This is a genomic window from Thermocrispum agreste DSM 44070, assembly GCF_000427905.1.
Taxonomy (GTDB): domain Bacteria; phylum Actinomycetota; class Actinomycetes; order Mycobacteriales; family Pseudonocardiaceae; genus Thermocrispum; species Thermocrispum agreste.
In genome coordinates this window covers 834,544-847,420 of the sequence record NZ_KE386603.1, presented here as the reverse complement: position 1 = coordinate 847,420, position 12,877 = coordinate 834,544, and the positions used below count along the sequence as shown (strand labels likewise).

At 70.9% G+C, this 12,877-nt stretch carries 16 protein-coding genes and 1 pseudogene; 6 read left to right on the top strand and 11 right to left on the bottom strand.

Annotated elements, in window-relative coordinates; genetic code table 11:
• Positions 1-9: 9 nt before the first annotated feature.
• From lgt to YWY_RS22070, 6 genes are all read right to left on the bottom strand, one after another.
• Positions 10-1,053, bottom strand: coding sequence for a prolipoprotein diacylglyceryl transferase (lgt, locus tag YWY_RS22080; RefSeq protein ID WP_038045354.1), 1,044 nt, complete (start codon positions 1,051-1,053; stop codon positions 10-12).
• A gap of 72 nt (positions 1,054-1,125) precedes the next feature.
• Positions 1,126-1,923 (bottom strand): tryptophan synthase subunit alpha, encoded by a 798-nt coding sequence (gene trpA / locus YWY_RS0114070; protein ID WP_028848125.1) that lies wholly within the window; start codon positions 1,921-1,923, stop codon positions 1,126-1,128.
• Positions 1,920-3,125, bottom strand: a complete 1,206-nt coding sequence (gene trpB, locus YWY_RS0114065) for a tryptophan synthase subunit beta (protein ID WP_028848124.1) — start codon at positions 3,123-3,125, stop codon at positions 1,920-1,922. Before trpB ends, trpA begins: the two co-directional genes overlap by 4 nt.
• A gap of 44 nt (positions 3,126-3,169) precedes the next feature.
• Positions 3,170-3,979 (bottom strand): indole-3-glycerol phosphate synthase TrpC, encoded by an 810-nt coding sequence (trpC, locus tag YWY_RS0114060; RefSeq protein WP_028848123.1) that lies wholly within the window; start codon positions 3,977-3,979, stop codon positions 3,170-3,172.
• A gap of 169 nt (positions 3,980-4,148) precedes the next feature.
• Positions 4,149-4,667, bottom strand: a complete 519-nt coding sequence (locus YWY_RS23335; RefSeq protein WP_028848122.1) for a Trp biosynthesis-associated membrane protein — start codon at positions 4,665-4,667, stop codon at positions 4,149-4,151.
• The gene (locus YWY_RS22070) at positions 4,664-6,196 is read right to left on the bottom strand and encodes an anthranilate synthase component I (RefSeq protein WP_156899237.1); all 1,533 of its coding nucleotides are present in this window, start codon (positions 6,194-6,196) and stop codon (positions 4,664-4,666) included. Before YWY_RS22070 ends, YWY_RS23335 begins: the two co-directional genes overlap by 4 nt.
• Before the next feature lie 110 nt (positions 6,197-6,306).
• Here YWY_RS22070 and YWY_RS0114045 point away from each other — a divergent pair, with 110 nt between their 5' ends.
• The gene (locus YWY_RS0114045; protein WP_028848121.1) at positions 6,307-6,909 is read left to right on the top strand and encodes a TetR/AcrR family transcriptional regulator; all 603 of its coding nucleotides are present in this window, start codon (positions 6,307-6,309) and stop codon (positions 6,907-6,909) included.
• A gap of 6 nt (positions 6,910-6,915) precedes the next feature.
• Here YWY_RS0114045 and hisI read toward each other — a convergent pair whose 3' ends face one another.
• Positions 6,916-7,269 carry a phosphoribosyl-AMP cyclohydrolase gene (gene hisI, locus YWY_RS0114040; RefSeq protein ID WP_028848120.1) on the bottom strand — a complete coding sequence of 118 codons (354 nt, stop codon included), beginning with the start codon at positions 7,267-7,269 and terminating at the stop codon, positions 6,916-6,918.
• Positions 7,266-8,027, bottom strand: coding sequence for an imidazole glycerol phosphate synthase subunit HisF (hisF, locus tag YWY_RS0114035; RefSeq protein WP_028848119.1), 762 nt, complete (start codon positions 8,025-8,027; stop codon positions 7,266-7,268). Before hisF ends, hisI begins: the two co-directional genes overlap by 4 nt.
• A gap of 18 nt (positions 8,028-8,045) precedes the next feature.
• On the opposite strand from hisF, the gene YWY_RS0114030 reads away from it, so the two are divergent.
• From YWY_RS0114030 to YWY_RS0114015, 4 genes and pseudogenes are all read left to right on the top strand, one after another.
• Positions 8,046-8,639: a TetR/AcrR family transcriptional regulator gene (locus YWY_RS0114030; RefSeq protein ID WP_028848118.1), complete on the top strand. Its 594-nt coding sequence runs from the start codon at positions 8,046-8,048 to the stop codon at positions 8,637-8,639.
• Between the two features lie 123 nt (positions 8,640-8,762).
• Positions 8,763-9,484: pseudogene (locus tag YWY_RS22065) on the top strand (ABC transporter ATP-binding protein).
• Complete coding sequence (locus YWY_RS0114020; RefSeq protein ID WP_028848117.1) at positions 9,481-10,215, top strand: ABC transporter permease; 735 nt, start codon at positions 9,481-9,483, stop codon at positions 10,213-10,215. The pseudogene YWY_RS22065 and the gene YWY_RS0114020 overlap by 4 nt, the downstream one beginning before the upstream one ends.
• 19 nt (positions 10,216-10,234) lie before the next feature.
• A complete protein-coding gene (locus YWY_RS0114015; protein ID WP_028848116.1) occupies positions 10,235-10,621 on the top strand; it encodes a PPOX class F420-dependent oxidoreductase in 387 nt (128 codons plus the stop codon).
• 28 nt (positions 10,622-10,649) lie between these two features.
• Here YWY_RS0114015 and priA read toward each other — a convergent pair whose 3' ends face one another.
• Together priA and hisH are read right to left on the bottom strand one after the other, a co-directional pair.
• Positions 10,650-11,393, bottom strand: coding sequence for a bifunctional 1-(5-phosphoribosyl)-5-((5-phosphoribosylamino)methylideneamino)imidazole-4-carboxamide isomerase/phosphoribosylanthranilate isomerase PriA (gene priA / locus YWY_RS0114010; protein WP_028848115.1), 744 nt, complete (start codon positions 11,391-11,393; stop codon positions 10,650-10,652).
• Between the two features lie 73 nt (positions 11,394-11,466).
• Complete coding sequence (hisH, locus tag YWY_RS0114005; protein WP_038045077.1) at positions 11,467-12,102, bottom strand: imidazole glycerol phosphate synthase subunit HisH; 636 nt, start codon at positions 12,100-12,102, stop codon at positions 11,467-11,469.
• Positions 12,103-12,188: 86 nt separating this feature from the next.
• Between hisH and soxR the strand changes: the two genes are divergently transcribed.
• A complete protein-coding gene (gene soxR / locus YWY_RS0114000) occupies positions 12,189-12,650 on the top strand; it encodes a redox-sensitive transcriptional activator SoxR (protein WP_028848113.1) in 462 nt (153 codons plus the stop codon).
• Positions 12,651-12,689: 39 nt separating this feature from the next.
• On the opposite strand, the gene YWY_RS24165 is transcribed toward soxR, so the two are convergent.
• Complete coding sequence (locus tag YWY_RS24165) at positions 12,690-12,851, bottom strand: hypothetical protein (RefSeq protein ID WP_156899236.1); 162 nt, start codon at positions 12,849-12,851, stop codon at positions 12,690-12,692.
• Between the last annotated feature and the right edge of the window lie 26 nt (positions 12,852-12,877).

Genomic DNA, 12,877 nt, shown 5'->3' with positions numbered 1-12,877 from the left:
ATCCGGCGCTCAGCCCTGCTCGGGCTGGTCGCCGTCGGTCTTGCCGGCGTCGTCGGCACCCCCGGCTGCTGTGCCGGCAGCGCCGCCAGAGGAGTCGTCCCCCGCGGTACCGTCCGCCTTCCCAGGATCGGCCTTGACCGCGGCCGGTTCCTTCTCCGCGTCCGCCGCCTCGCCCGGCCCATGTCCGCGCAGCAACTCCGGCGGTTCCCGGTCACCGCGCTTGCGCGCCACGATCATGTAGACGACCGCGCCGACGAACACCAGCAGCGAGACCCAGACGTTGATCCGGACGCCGAAGACATGGGTGGCCGGGTCGGTGCGCATCAGCTCGATCCAGGTGCGGCCCAGCGTGTAGCCGGCCACGTAGAGCGCGAACGCGCGGCCGTGCCCGAGCCGGAACCGGCGGTCCGCCCACACCACGACGGCCGCCACGGCCAGGTTCCACAGCAGCTCGTACAGGAACGTCGGGTGCACCACGGCCTCGACGACGCCGTTGGACACGCCGCCCAGCCGGTCGGTGATCAGCGGGTTGTCCGGGTCCACCCGCTCGTAGATGATCAGGCCCCACGGCAGGTCGGTCGGCCCGCCGTAGAGCTCCTGGTTGAAGTAGTTGCCCAGCCGTCCGATGGCCTGCGCCACCACGATGCCCGGTGCGATCGCGTCGGCGAACGCGGGCAGCGGCACGCCCCTGCGGCGGCAGGCGATCCACGCGCCGACACCGCCCAGCGCGATGGCACCCCAGATGCCCAGGCCGCCGTCCCAGATCTTGACCGCGTCCAGCGGATTCCGGCCCTCACCGAAGTACCGGTGCGCGTCGGTGATCACGTGGTAGAGCCGGCCGCCGATCAGGCCGAACGGCACCGCCCACACGGCGACGTCGATGACGAAACCGGGGCTGCCGCCGCGCGCCTGCCAGCGCCGCTCGCCCCACCAGATGGCGACGATGATGCCGACGATGATGCACAGCGCGTAGGCGCGGACCGGGACCGGGCCGATTTCCCACACTCCGCGCGGCGGGCTGGGAATCTCCGTGGAGAACAGTGGCAAGGCCATGGAAAACGCTGTCAGGCTGGTCACACGGACACCGTAGTCAGCCCGCCGCCGGGGCCGGCGACCAGGGCCGGTTCAGGAGCCCGCCGGACGCGGCGAGCGCACTCCGGCGGCGAGTTCTCCGGCCAGCCGCCGAACCCCCTGGGCGCCCTCGTCCTCCGCGGCCTTGATGAACGCCGACCCGACGATCACCGCGTCGGCGAAGCCGGCCACCTCCGCGGCCTGCTCCCCGTTGCGCACGCCCAACCCGACTCCGATGGGCAACGACGTGTGTTCGCGGGTGCGGCGGACCAGCTCCCGTGCACCTGCGCCGACCTTGTCGCGCATGCCGGTCACGCCCATCACCGCGGTGGCGTAGATGAAACCGGACGACGCATCGGCGGTCAGTTTCAGGCGCCGGTCCGACGACGAAGGGGCCACCAGGAAGATGCGGTGAAGGCCGTGCTCGTCGGAAGCCCGCAGCCAGTCCTCGGCTTCGTCCGGAATCAGGTCCGGGGTGATGATGCCGTGGCCGCCCGCCGCCGCCAGGTCCCGCGCGAAGGCGTCGACGCCGTATCGGTGCACCGGGTTCCAGTAGGTCATCACGACCGCGTGGCCGCCGGCTGCGCTGATCCCTTCGACCACGTCGAACACGTGACGCAGCCGGAAACCGGCGCGCAGCGCCTTGTCCGAGGCCATCTGCACGGTCGGCCCGTCCATCACCGGGTCCGAGTACGGCACGCCGACCTCGACGACGTCGCACCCGCCGTCGAGCATCGCCGCGAGCAGGTCCTTCGACTCGGCCAGCGTCGGGTAGCCGGCAGGCAGATACCCGATCAGGGCCGCCCGGCCCTCGTCCTTGGCACGGGCGAACACCGACTCCAACCCGGTCATGAGGTATATCCAAAGTACTTGGCGGCGGTGTCCATGTCCTTGTCGCCGCGACCCGAAAGGTTCACCAGGATCAGGCCGTCCTCGCCCAGCTCCTTGCCCAGTTTGATGGCACCGGCCAGCGCGTGCGCGGACTCCAGCGCCGGGATGATGCCCTCGGTGCGGGACAGCAGCTGGAAGGCGTGCATCGCCTCGTCGTCGGTGGCGGTGATGTATTCGGCGCGGCCGGTGTCCTTCAGCCACGAGTGCTCCGGCCCGACGCCCGGATAGTCCAGGCCGGCCGAGATGGAGTGCGCCTCGATGGTCTGCCCGTCCTCGTCCTGCAGCAGGTAGGAGAAGGCGCCGTGCAGCATGCCGGGAACACCCTGGCTCAGCGTAGCGCCGTGCTTGCCGGAGTCCAGGCCGTGTCCGCCCGGTTCGACGCCGACCAGCCGCACGCCCGGATCGTCGATGAAGCCGTGGAAGATGCCGATGGCGTTCGACCCGCCGCCCACGCACGCGATGACCACGTCCGGCAGCCTGCCCGCCTTCTCCAGGATCTGCTCACGGGCCTCGGCGCCGATCACCTTGTGGAAGTTGCGCACCATGGTCGGGAACGGGTGCGGGCCCGCCGCGGTGCCCAGCAGGTAGTGCGTGGTGTCGACGTTGGTGACCCAGTCGCGCAACGCCTCGTTGATGGCGTCCTTGAGCGTGCGGGATCCGGTCGTGACCGGGACGACCTCCGCGCCGAGCAGCCGCATCCTGGCCACGTTGAGCGCCTGCCGCTGCGTGTCCACCTCGCCCATGTAGATCACGCATTCCAGGCCGAGCAGCGCGCACGCGGTCGCCGTCGCCACGCCGTGCTGTCCGGCGCCGGTCTCGGCGATGACCCTGGTCTTGCCCATCCGCTTGGTCAGCAGCGCCTGACCCAGCACGTTGTTGATCTTGTGCGATCCGGTGTGGTTGAGGTCTTCCCGCTTGAGCCAGACCTGCGCACCGCCGCAGTGCTCGGCGAACTGCGGGGCTTCGGTCAGCAACGACGGACGGCCCGCGTAGTCGCGCAGCAGGCGCCGGAACTCGCCGACGAAATCCGGATCGACCCGCGCCTTGTCATAGGCCTCCGTCAGTTCGTCCAGGGCGTCGACCAGCGCCTCCGGCATGAACCGCCCGCCGTACGGGCCGAAGTGGCCGCGCTCGTCGGGATCGTGCTTGCCCGGCGCATGCAGGTCCTTGTCCGGCTCGCCGGCCGCCGCGGGGTCGCGTGGCGCACTCACCGGGCAGGCCTCGGACACGCCGGATGGGAGCCCGCGGTCACCAGCTGCACCAGCGCGGCCTTCGGGTCCTCGCTGGTGACCAGGCCCTCGCCGACCAGCACGGCGTCCGCGCCGTGCCCCGCGTACGTCATCAGATCGCCCGGGCCGCGCACACCGGACTCGGCGACCTTGAGCACGTTCGGCGGCAGCCCGGGGGCGAGCCGCGCGAACACCTCCCTGTCCACCTCCAGCGTGTGCAGGTTGCGCGCGTTGACGCCGATCAGCTCGGCGCCCGCCTCCAGCGCCCGGTCGCACTCCTCGGCGTTGTGCACCTCGACCAGCGCGGTCATGCCCAGCGACTCGACCCGGTCCAGCAGGGACACCAGCGCGTTCTGCTCCGGCGCCGCCACGATGAGCAGCACGATGTCCGCACCGTGCAGCCGGGCCTCGTGCACCTGGTACGGGCTGACGATGAAGTCCTTGCACAGCACCGGCACGTCGACCGCAGCGCGCACCGCGGCCAGATCGGCCAGCGACCCTCCGAACCGCCGCCGCTCGGTCAACACGCTCACCGCGCGCGCCCCGGCCGCGGCGTAGTCGGCGGCCAGCGCCGCCGGGTCCGGGATGTCGGCCAGCTTCCCCTTCGACGGACTGCGCCGCTTCACCTCGGCGATGACGCCGATGCCCGGCTCCTTCAGCGCGGCCATCGCGTCGCGTGGCTCTGGCGCCTTGGCGGCCCGCTTCTTCAGCTCCTCCAGCGGCAGCGCGGCCTCGCGCTCGGCGAGGTCGGCACGCACGCCGACGATGATGTCCTCGAGCACGCTCACCGGCAGGCCACCCGCACTAGCAGCTGTCGTCCGTCGCTCGCAAGCACGATCACCAGAACCTTCCCTTCCCGCGCTCAGAATGCTACCCGCGAGGGTGGACGCTCCCTGGTCCGGGGTCGGCCACGCGGCAGCGACCCCGGATGCGGCGTTGCTGCGCCGTCGCACGCCGTCAACCTTCTTCGGTCGGGTCTTTCCCCTCCGACAGCGCCGTCCACAAGTCGTCGCCGTCGTCGGCGGCGGTGCCGGTTCGTCCGCCGGCCTGCTCGCCGTCCCCCTCGTCATGTCCTCCGCCGCTCTCCTGCTGCTTCGCGCGCTGCGCGGCGGGCGTTTCGTAGCGGCTCCCCATCCCGGGCAGCCGGTGCCCGCGGGCCATGAGCAGGCCACCCGCCGCGCCGGTCAGCAGCCCGCCCAGCAGTGCGATCACCGGGCCCATGCCGAAAAGCTCGACATCGGTCACTGCCAGCACGCACGCCGCCCCGCCTGCGACCACGAGGACGCCGCCCAGGACACGCTTGCCCACCGCGCGCACGGCGAACATGGCGCCGATGGACGCCAGCACCAGCAACGCCAGCGGAGTCGGCCACGTGAGCTCCTGCTGCTCCTGCGACCACACCAGGCGGCCCGCGCCCCACAGCGCCGCCGCGCCGAGCACCAGCGCGACGATCACCGTCCACAGCAGGCGTTTCACGGTTCTCGCATCGTTTCCGCCGCGGCCACGGCCGACAGCACGGTCCGCGCCTTGTTCAGCGTCTCGTTGTCCTCGTAGTCCGGCTGCGAGTCCGCCACCACGCCGGCGCCCGCCTGCACGTAGGCGACACCGTCGCGCATCAGCGCGGTACGGATGGCGATGGCGGTGTCCGCGTCGCCGGCGAAGTCGAGGTACCCGACCACCCCGCCGTAGAGCCCGCGCCTGGTCGGTTCGAGCTGTTCGATCAGCTCCATCGCGCGCACCTTCGGCGCCCCGGTCAACGTGCCCGCCGGGAAGCAGGCGGCCACCGCGTCGAACGCGGTCTTGCCCTCGGCGAGCAGACCGGTCACCGTCGACACGATGTGCATGACGTGCGAGTACTTCTCGACGCTGAAGAAGTCCACGACATGCACGGTGCCGGGCCGGCAGACCCGGCCCAGGTCGTTGCGGGCCAGATCGACCAGCATCAGGTGCTCGGCACGTTCCTTCTCGTCGGCCAGCAGGTCCTTGGCCAGCAGCGCGTCTTCCTCCTCGTCGGCGCCCCGCCAGCGGGTGCCGGCGATCGGGTGCGTCGTCGCGCGCCCGTCGCGCACCGTCACCAGCGCCTCCGGGCTCGAGCCGACGATGTCGAAGCCGTCGAGCCGCAGCAGGTACATGTACGGGCTCGGGTTGGTGTTGCGCAGCACCCGGTAGACGTCGAGGGCATCGGCGGAAGTGCGCATCTCGAACCGCTGCGAAGGCACCACCTGGAACGCCTCACCGGCGTGCACCGCTTCGACCACCTCGTGCACGACCTTGTGGAACTCCGCCTTGTCCCGGCAACGGACGAACTCCGGCTCCGGGCGGTGGAACTGCACCGCCGTCGGCGGGGCGTGGGTGGCCAGCTGCCGGGTCATCTCGTCCAGCCTGCGCACGCAGTCGTCGTACGCGGCGTCCACCCGCTTGGGCGTGTTGTCCCAGTTCACCGCGTTCGCGATGAGCGTGACCGTGCCCTCGTGGTGATCGTAGGCGGCCAGATCGGTGGCCAGCAGCATGATCAGCTCGGGCAGGCGCAGATCGTCGGTGGCCAGCTCGGGCAGCCGCTCCAGCCAGCGGACCGCGTCGTAGGCCAGGTAACCGACCATGCCGCCGGTCAGCGGCGGCAAGCCGGGCAACGGGTCGGTGCGCAGGGCGACGAGCGTTTCGCGCAGCACCTGCAACGGGTTGCCCTCGGTCGGCAGGTCGGCCGGCGGCGTGCCCTGCCACACCGCTTGCCCGTCCCGCACGGTCAGCGCCGCGGGGCTGCGCACCCCGACGAACGACCATCGCGACCAGGACTGCCCGTTCTCGGCCGATTCGAACAGGAACGTTCCTGGACGGTTGGCGGCGAGCTTGCGGTAGATCGACAGCGGCGTCTCCGCGTCGGCGAGCAGCCGCCGCACCACCGGGATGACCCGGCGGGTCTTGGCGAGCTCGCGAAACTCGTCTCTGGTCAGGCCCACCGCACCGAGCGGTGTGCGGACTGCGCTGTGGTTGGCCACGGACGCCATTCTGCCGTCAGCGCTCGTCGCCGCGTGCACCGGCCAGCGCTCGCCGGGGTGGGCGCAGCGGAATTCAACCCCGGTGGAAATAGGGTGTCGCCGCAGGTCATGATGGCGGGGTGGCCGAAGAAACGACCAAGCGACGGGGCCGCCGTCCCGGCGGCGCGGACACCAGGGCGGCGCTGATCGAGGCGGCACGGGAAGTCTTCGCCGAATCGGGTTACGCAGGGGCGACGGTGCGCGGCATTGCCAAGCGCGCCGGGGTCGACCCGGCGATGGTCAACCACTGGTTCGGCGGCAAGGAGGGCCTGTTCGGCGAGGCCGTGCTGCAGCTGCCGTTCAACCCCAAGACCGTCGCCGACGAGCTGATGAGCGGCGACGTGGACGAGCTCGGCCACCGTATCGTCACGCGGTTTCTGACGGTGTGGGACAGCGCGGGCGGCGGCGTCTTCACCGCCCTGGTCCGCAGCGTCGCGGCACACGAGCAGGCCATCGACGTGATGCGCGACTTGTTCGTGCACTACCTGTTCGGACGGGTCGCCAAACTGGCGGGCACCGGTGCTGTCGAGATGCGCGCGACCTTGTGCGCATCGCAGATCATCGGCTTGGGCATGGTCCGCTACGTCACCGGATTCGAGCCGCTCGCGTCAGCGGACATCCCCACCGTCGCTGCGGCGATCGGCCCGACCATCCAGCGCTACCTCACCGGGCCGCTGGACTGACCCGGCTCACTCGGCGGCCAGCAGCACGCGATCGGGCCCGTCGAAGCATGTCGGCGTGCCGGTGTGGCAGGCGGGCCCGACCTGGTCGACCAGCAACAGCACGGTGTCGCCGTCGCAGTCGATGCGGACTTCCCGCACGTGCTGGGTGTGTCCGGACTCCTCGCCCTTGACCCACAGGCGCCCGCGGCTGCGGGAGAAGTAGGTCGCCCGGCGCGTGCTCAGCGTGCGCGCCAGCGCCTCGTCGTTCATCCACGCCTGCATGAGCACCGCCCCGGAGGTCGCGTCCACCGCGATGGCGGCGACCAGTCCGTCGGCATTGCGCTTGAGTCGGTTGGCCACGGCGGGATCAAGTGCGCTCATCGGACCTCGATTCCCGCGACGCGCAGCGTCTTCTTCACGTCCGGGATGGACAGGTGCCCGAAGTGGAACACGCTCGCCGCCAGCACCGCGTCGGCGCCCGCCTGCACCGCAGGCGGGAAGTGCTCCAGCTCGCCTGCGCCGCCGCTGGCGATCACGGGAACCCGCACCGCGGCGCGCACCTTGCGGATCAGCTCCAGGTCGAAGCCCGCCTTCGTGCCGTCGGCGTCCATCGAGTTCAGCAGGATCTCCCCCACCCCGAGTTCCTCGCCGCGGGCGGCCCACTCCACAGCGTCGATGCCCGTGCCGCGGCGGCCGCCGTGAGTGGTCACCTCGAACCCGGACGGCGTGCCCTCGGCCCGGCGGGCGTCGACCGACAGCACGATGCACTGCGAGCCGAAACGCCGGGCCGCCTCGCGCAGCAGTTCGGGCCGGGCGATCGCGGCGGTGTTGACGGACACCTTGTCGGCACCGGACCGCAGCAACCGGTCGACGTCCTCGCAGGTACGCACGCCGCCCCCGACGGTGAGCGGGATGAACACCTGCTCGGCCGTGCGCCGGACGACGTCATAGGTGGTCTCGCGGTTGCCGGAGGAGGCGGTGACGTCGAGGAAGGTCAGCTCGTCCGCGCCTTCGGCGTCGTACCGCGCGGCGAGCTCGACCGGGTCGCCCGCGTCGCGCAGGTTCTCGAAGTTGACGCCCTTGACCACCCGGCCGGCGTCGACGTCCAGACACGGGATGACCCGCACAGCTACACCCACGCCGTTTAGCCTACGAGCATGGCGCGCGCGGGCCGGAGGCCGGGACGGACCGAGACACGGGACCACATCTTGGCGGCTGCCCGGCGGCTGTTCGCCGAGCGCGGCTACGAAGGCACCACGATCCGCGCCATCGCCGCCGAAGCGGGCGTGAACCCGGCGTTGATCCACCACTTCTTCGGCTCGAAGGACCGGGTCTTCACCGATTCCCTGCACCTGCCGGTCAACCTGTACACGATCGCCGACGTCGTCACCGACGGGCCACGCCAGCAGGCGGGCGAGCGGCTGCTGCGTCTGTTCATCAGCGTGTGGGACGGCACGGAGACCCGGCGGCCGTTTCTGGCCCTGCTGCGCTCGGTGACCTCGTCCGAGCAGGCCGCGCGAATGATGCGGGAGTTCTTGCACCGGGTGATCGTCGACCGTCTCGGGCCGGCGCTCGGTGTGGACGAGTTGCGGATGACCGCGATCGGCTCGCAGCTGATGGGCGTCGCCCTGCTCCGCTACATCGTGCGGCTCGAGCCTTTGGCCTCGGCCCCGCCGGAAGACGTCATCGCCATGATCGCCCCGGCGATCCAACAGCACATCGACGCTGCACCCCGCCCCGCGGACCGCTGAAGACCGGGTGGCTTCGCCGCCGAACCGGCGATCGGCCCGCGCCGTTCCGGCGATCAGCCCGCGCCATCGACCCAACGACCTGCGTCATTGACACCCGTCCGGCACAGGCACAGAATTAAACACATGACTAATTTAGCCGTCGCGGTGGACGACCTCCACGTGCGACGTGGTGGACGAGAAGTGCTCCAGGGCGTGAGCTTCGCGCTCGAACGAGGCTCGGTGACCGGCGTGCTCGGGCCGAGCGGCTGCGGCAAGTCGACGTTGCTGCGCGCCATCGTGGGCGTGCAGATCGTCGCCGGCGGCAGTGTGACCGTGCTCGGCCTGCCCGCCGGACACAAGGACCTGCGCCGCAAGATCGGGTACGCCACCCAGAACCCGGCGATCTACCCCGACCTGCGGGTCGCCGAGGCACTGCGGTACTTCGCCTCGGTGCTGGGGCGCCTGCCGAGGACGTGGACCGGGTCGTCGACGAGGTCGGGCTCGGCACGCACGCGAACGCGATGGTCGGGCAGCTGTCCGGCAGCCAGCTCAGCCGCGCCAATCTGGCGGTGGCCCTGCTCGGCGAGCCCGAGCTGCTGGTGCTCGACGAACCGACGGTGGGCCTGGATCCGGTGCTGCGTGACGAGCTGTGGGAGCTGTTCGGTGCACTGGCCGGCCGCGGCGCGACCCTGCTGGTGTCCAGCCACGTGATGGACGAGGCGGGCCGGTGCGACCACCTGCTGTTGATGCGCGAGGGCAGGTTGCTGGCCACCGGGCCACCCGATGCGCTGCGCGCCCGCACCCAGGCGGGCGACCTCGAACAGGCCTTTCTCCGGCTGATCACCGCAAGCGAGGTGGCGGCATGAGCGTCGCAATCACGCTGGCGACCGCACGTCGCATCCTCACCCAGCTCAAGCACGACCACCGCACCCTGGTGCTGCTGGTGCTGATGCCGTCGGTTCTGCTGATCCTGCTGCGGTACGTGCTCAACACCGACCGGGCCTTCAGCGCCGCCGCTCCTGCCCTGCTGGCGGTGTTCCCGTTCGCGATCATGTTCGTGGTGACGTCGATCTCGACGTTGCGCGAGCGCACCACCGCCACGCTCGAGCGGCTGATGACCATGCCGCTGCACAAGGTCGACCTGCTGTTCGGCTACGCGGTGGCGTTCGGGCTCGTCGCCGTGGCCCAAGTGGCGCTGGCCGCGGTGGTGTCGCTGACCTGGCTCGGCATGGAGATCGCCGGGTCGGTGTGGCTGCTGCTGGTCATCGCCCTGCTGGACGCGCTGCTCGGCATGGCGCTCGGGCTGTTCGCCTCGGCGTTCGCCCGCACCGAGTTCCAGGCGGTGCAGTTCATGCCGCTGTTCGTCATGCCGCAGGTCCTGCTGTGCGGGTTGTTCGCCCCGCGCGAGGCGATGGCCGAGCCGCTGGAATGGCTGTCGGACGTGATGCCGCTGTCCTATGCCGTGGACGCCCTGACCCAGGTCACCCGCAGCGCGGAGATCGACGGCACGCTGGTGCGCAACGTCGTGATCGTCGCCCTGTGCGGGCTGGCCGCACTCGTCGGCGGCGCCGCGACATTGCGCCGCCGCACCCCGTGAGCCCGGTTAACCTGGGCGAATGGAACGCCTGCGCGGTCACAAGTACGTCCTGCTGACGACGTATCGCAAGTCCGGAACGCCGGTGTCCACGCCCGTGTGGTTCGTGCACGACCCGGACGACGGCAGAAAGGTCTACGTCTGGAGCGCACGCGACGCGGGCAAGGTGAAGCGGATCCGAGCAGGCAGCCGTGCGACGCTGGTCGCCTGTGACGCACTCGGCAAGACGACGTACGGAGAACCGGTCGACGGCACGCCGCGCCTGCTCGACGACGGCGGAACCGAACGGATGCGCAAGCTGCTGGTGAAGAAGTACGGGATCCTCGGCTACCTCACCGTCTACGGCAGCATCCTGCGCGGCGGGCGGCGGCGCACCATCGGCATCGAGATCGAGGCCGACCGGGACTGAGCCGCCCGCGGTCCGTGGAGCGCTCGCGTCAGCGAACGGCGGCCAGGGCCTCCGGCAGCGTGAACGCGCCCGCATACAGGGCCTTGCCCACGATGGCGCCTTCCACGCCGCCCTCGCCTTCCCGGTAGGCCAGCTTGGCCAAAGCGCGCAAGTCGTCCAGGCTGGACACCCCGCCGGAGGCGATCACCGGGGCCTTCGTGCGGGCGCACACCGCGCGCAGCAGCTCCAGGTTCGGCCCGCGCAGCGTGCCGTCCTTGCTCACGTCGGTCACCACGTACCGCTGGGCGCCGTTGGACTCCAGGCGCTCCAGCACCTCCCACAGGTCACCGCCGTCGGACGTCCAGCCACGGGCGGCCAAGCGGTGCTCGTCGCCGTTGATCCGCACGTCCAGCCCGATCGCCACCCGGTCGCCGTACTCGCCGATGACCCGCGCGGTCCACTCCGGATCCTCCAACGCCGCCGTGCCGACGTTGACGCGGCGTGCGCCGGTGGCCAGGGCGGCTTGCAGCGATTCGTCGTCCCGGATGCCACCGGACAGCTCGACGTTCACCTCGAGCTCGCGCACAACCGCGGCGAGCAGCTCGCGGTTGGAGCCACGCCCGAAAGCGGCGTCCAGGTCGACCAGATGAATCCACTCCGCGCCGTCCCGCTGCCAGGCGAGGGCGGCGTCGCGGGGTGACCCGTACTCGGTTTCGGTTCCGGCCGCACCCTGCACCAGGCGGACGGCCTTGCCGTCGGCGACGTCGACGGCGGGCAGCAATGTGAACGTCACGCCGACCACCTTACGGCGACGCCGGACGGCCACTGGCAACGGGTGGCCGGCCGCGCACCCGCACCCGGCCTGGTCAGCGCAGGGTGTTCACCCAGTTCTTCAGCAGCACCGCGCCCGCCTCACCGGACTTCTCCGGGTGGAACTGAGTCGCGCTCAACGCGCCGTTCTCCACCGCCGCCACGAACGGCTCGCCATGCTCGGCCCAGGTGACCAGCGGCTGCTGCCCGGGCAGTCCCGACTCCAGCTGCCAGGTGCGCACGGCGTAGGAGTGCACGAAGTAGAACCTGGTGTCCGCATCGAGGCCGGCGAACAGCACCGAGTCCTCCGGCGCCTGGACGGTGTTCCAGCCCATGTGCGGCAGCACGTCGGCCTGCAGCCGCTCGACGGTGCCCGGCCACTGCCCGAGCCCTTCGGCCTTGATGCCGTGCTCTACGCCGTGCTCGAACAGGATCTGCATGCCGACGCAGATGCCGAGCACCGGCCGTCCGCCCGCCAGCCGCCGGTCGATGATCGACTCCCCGCCGACCGCCCGGAGGCCGTCCACGCACGCGGCGAACGCACCGACTCCCGGGACGACCAGGCCGTCCGCCTCGACGGCGGCTTTCGCGTCTGCGGTGACCGTCACGTCCGCCCCGGTGCGTTGCAGCGCCCGCTCCGCGGAGCGCAGGTTGCCGGAGCCGTAGTCGAGAATCACCACCCGTGCCGTCACCCGTATCAGCGTAGTTGGCCACCCCACGGCGGCACGCACCGGCAGCCAACCTCGAGTAATCTCGAACTTTCGCTACCATGGAGGTCGTGACCAGGCTGGCCAACCACCTGACCATCGGACAGGTCGCCGAGCGCAGCGGGGTACCGCACACGGCGTTGCGGTTCTACGAGGAACGCGGCCTCATCTCCTCCGAACGGACCTCCGGCAACCAGCGGCGCTATCCCCGCACCGTGCTGCGCCGCATCGCGTTCATCCGCTCCGCGCAGCGGGTCGGGCTGAGCCTGGAAGACATCGCCAAGGCGCTGGCCACGCTGCCGAAGGACCGCGCGCCGACGAAGGCCGACTGGGCTCGGCTGTCCCGGCAGTGGCGCAGCGAACTGGACGCCCGCATCGACGCGCTGCAACGGCTGCGGGACAGCCTGACCAGCTGCATCGGGTGCGGCTGCCTGTCGCTGAGGTCGTGCTCGCTGATGAACCACGACGACGAGCTGGCCAAGTACGGACCGGGCGCGCCACGGCTGAAGCCCGCCGCCGAAGGCGGACTGTGACCACCGGCGGCGGCCGGTGACCGCGGATGGGTGCTGAGGCTAGGACACCGACTGGTACCACAGCGCCGCGCCCACGCCCGCCATCACGCACAGCACCATGAGGAACGCGGCGACGGCTTTCGAGGTCTTCCACATCGCGATGACCCCGCCCAGCAGCAGCCCTGCCGCCGCGACCAGCAGGATGAACACGAACTCGGTCATGCGCTCCTCGCTCTCCGCCCGCCGCG

Excerpts from the sequence above, each read along its gene's own strand:
- lgt (WP_038045354.1), bottom strand. The coding sequence starts at position 1,053 with ATGGCCTTGCCACTGTTCTCCACGGAGATTCCCAGCCCGCCGCGCGGA.
- YWY_RS22070 (WP_156899237.1), bottom strand. The coding sequence starts at position 6,196 with ATGGCGTCCGTGGCCAACCACAGCGCAGTCCGCACACCGCTCGGTGCG.
- trpA (WP_028848125.1), bottom strand. The coding sequence starts at position 1,923 with ATGACCGGGTTGGAGTCGGTGTTCGCCCGTGCCAAGGACGAGGGCCGG.
- hisI (WP_028848120.1), bottom strand. The coding sequence starts at position 7,269 with ATGAGCGCACTTGATCCCGCCGTGGCCAACCGACTCAAGCGCAATGCC.
- YWY_RS0114015 (WP_028848116.1), top strand. The coding sequence starts at position 10,235 with ATGGAACGCCTGCGCGGTCACAAGTACGTCCTGCTGACGACGTATCGC.
- YWY_RS0114020 (WP_028848117.1), top strand. The coding sequence starts at position 9,481 with ATGAGCGTCGCAATCACGCTGGCGACCGCACGTCGCATCCTCACCCAG.
- YWY_RS24165 (WP_156899236.1), bottom strand. The coding sequence starts at position 12,851 with ATGACCGAGTTCGTGTTCATCCTGCTGGTCGCGGCGGCAGGGCTGCTG.
- YWY_RS0114030 (WP_028848118.1), top strand. The coding sequence starts at position 8,046 with ATGGCGCGCGCGGGCCGGAGGCCGGGACGGACCGAGACACGGGACCAC.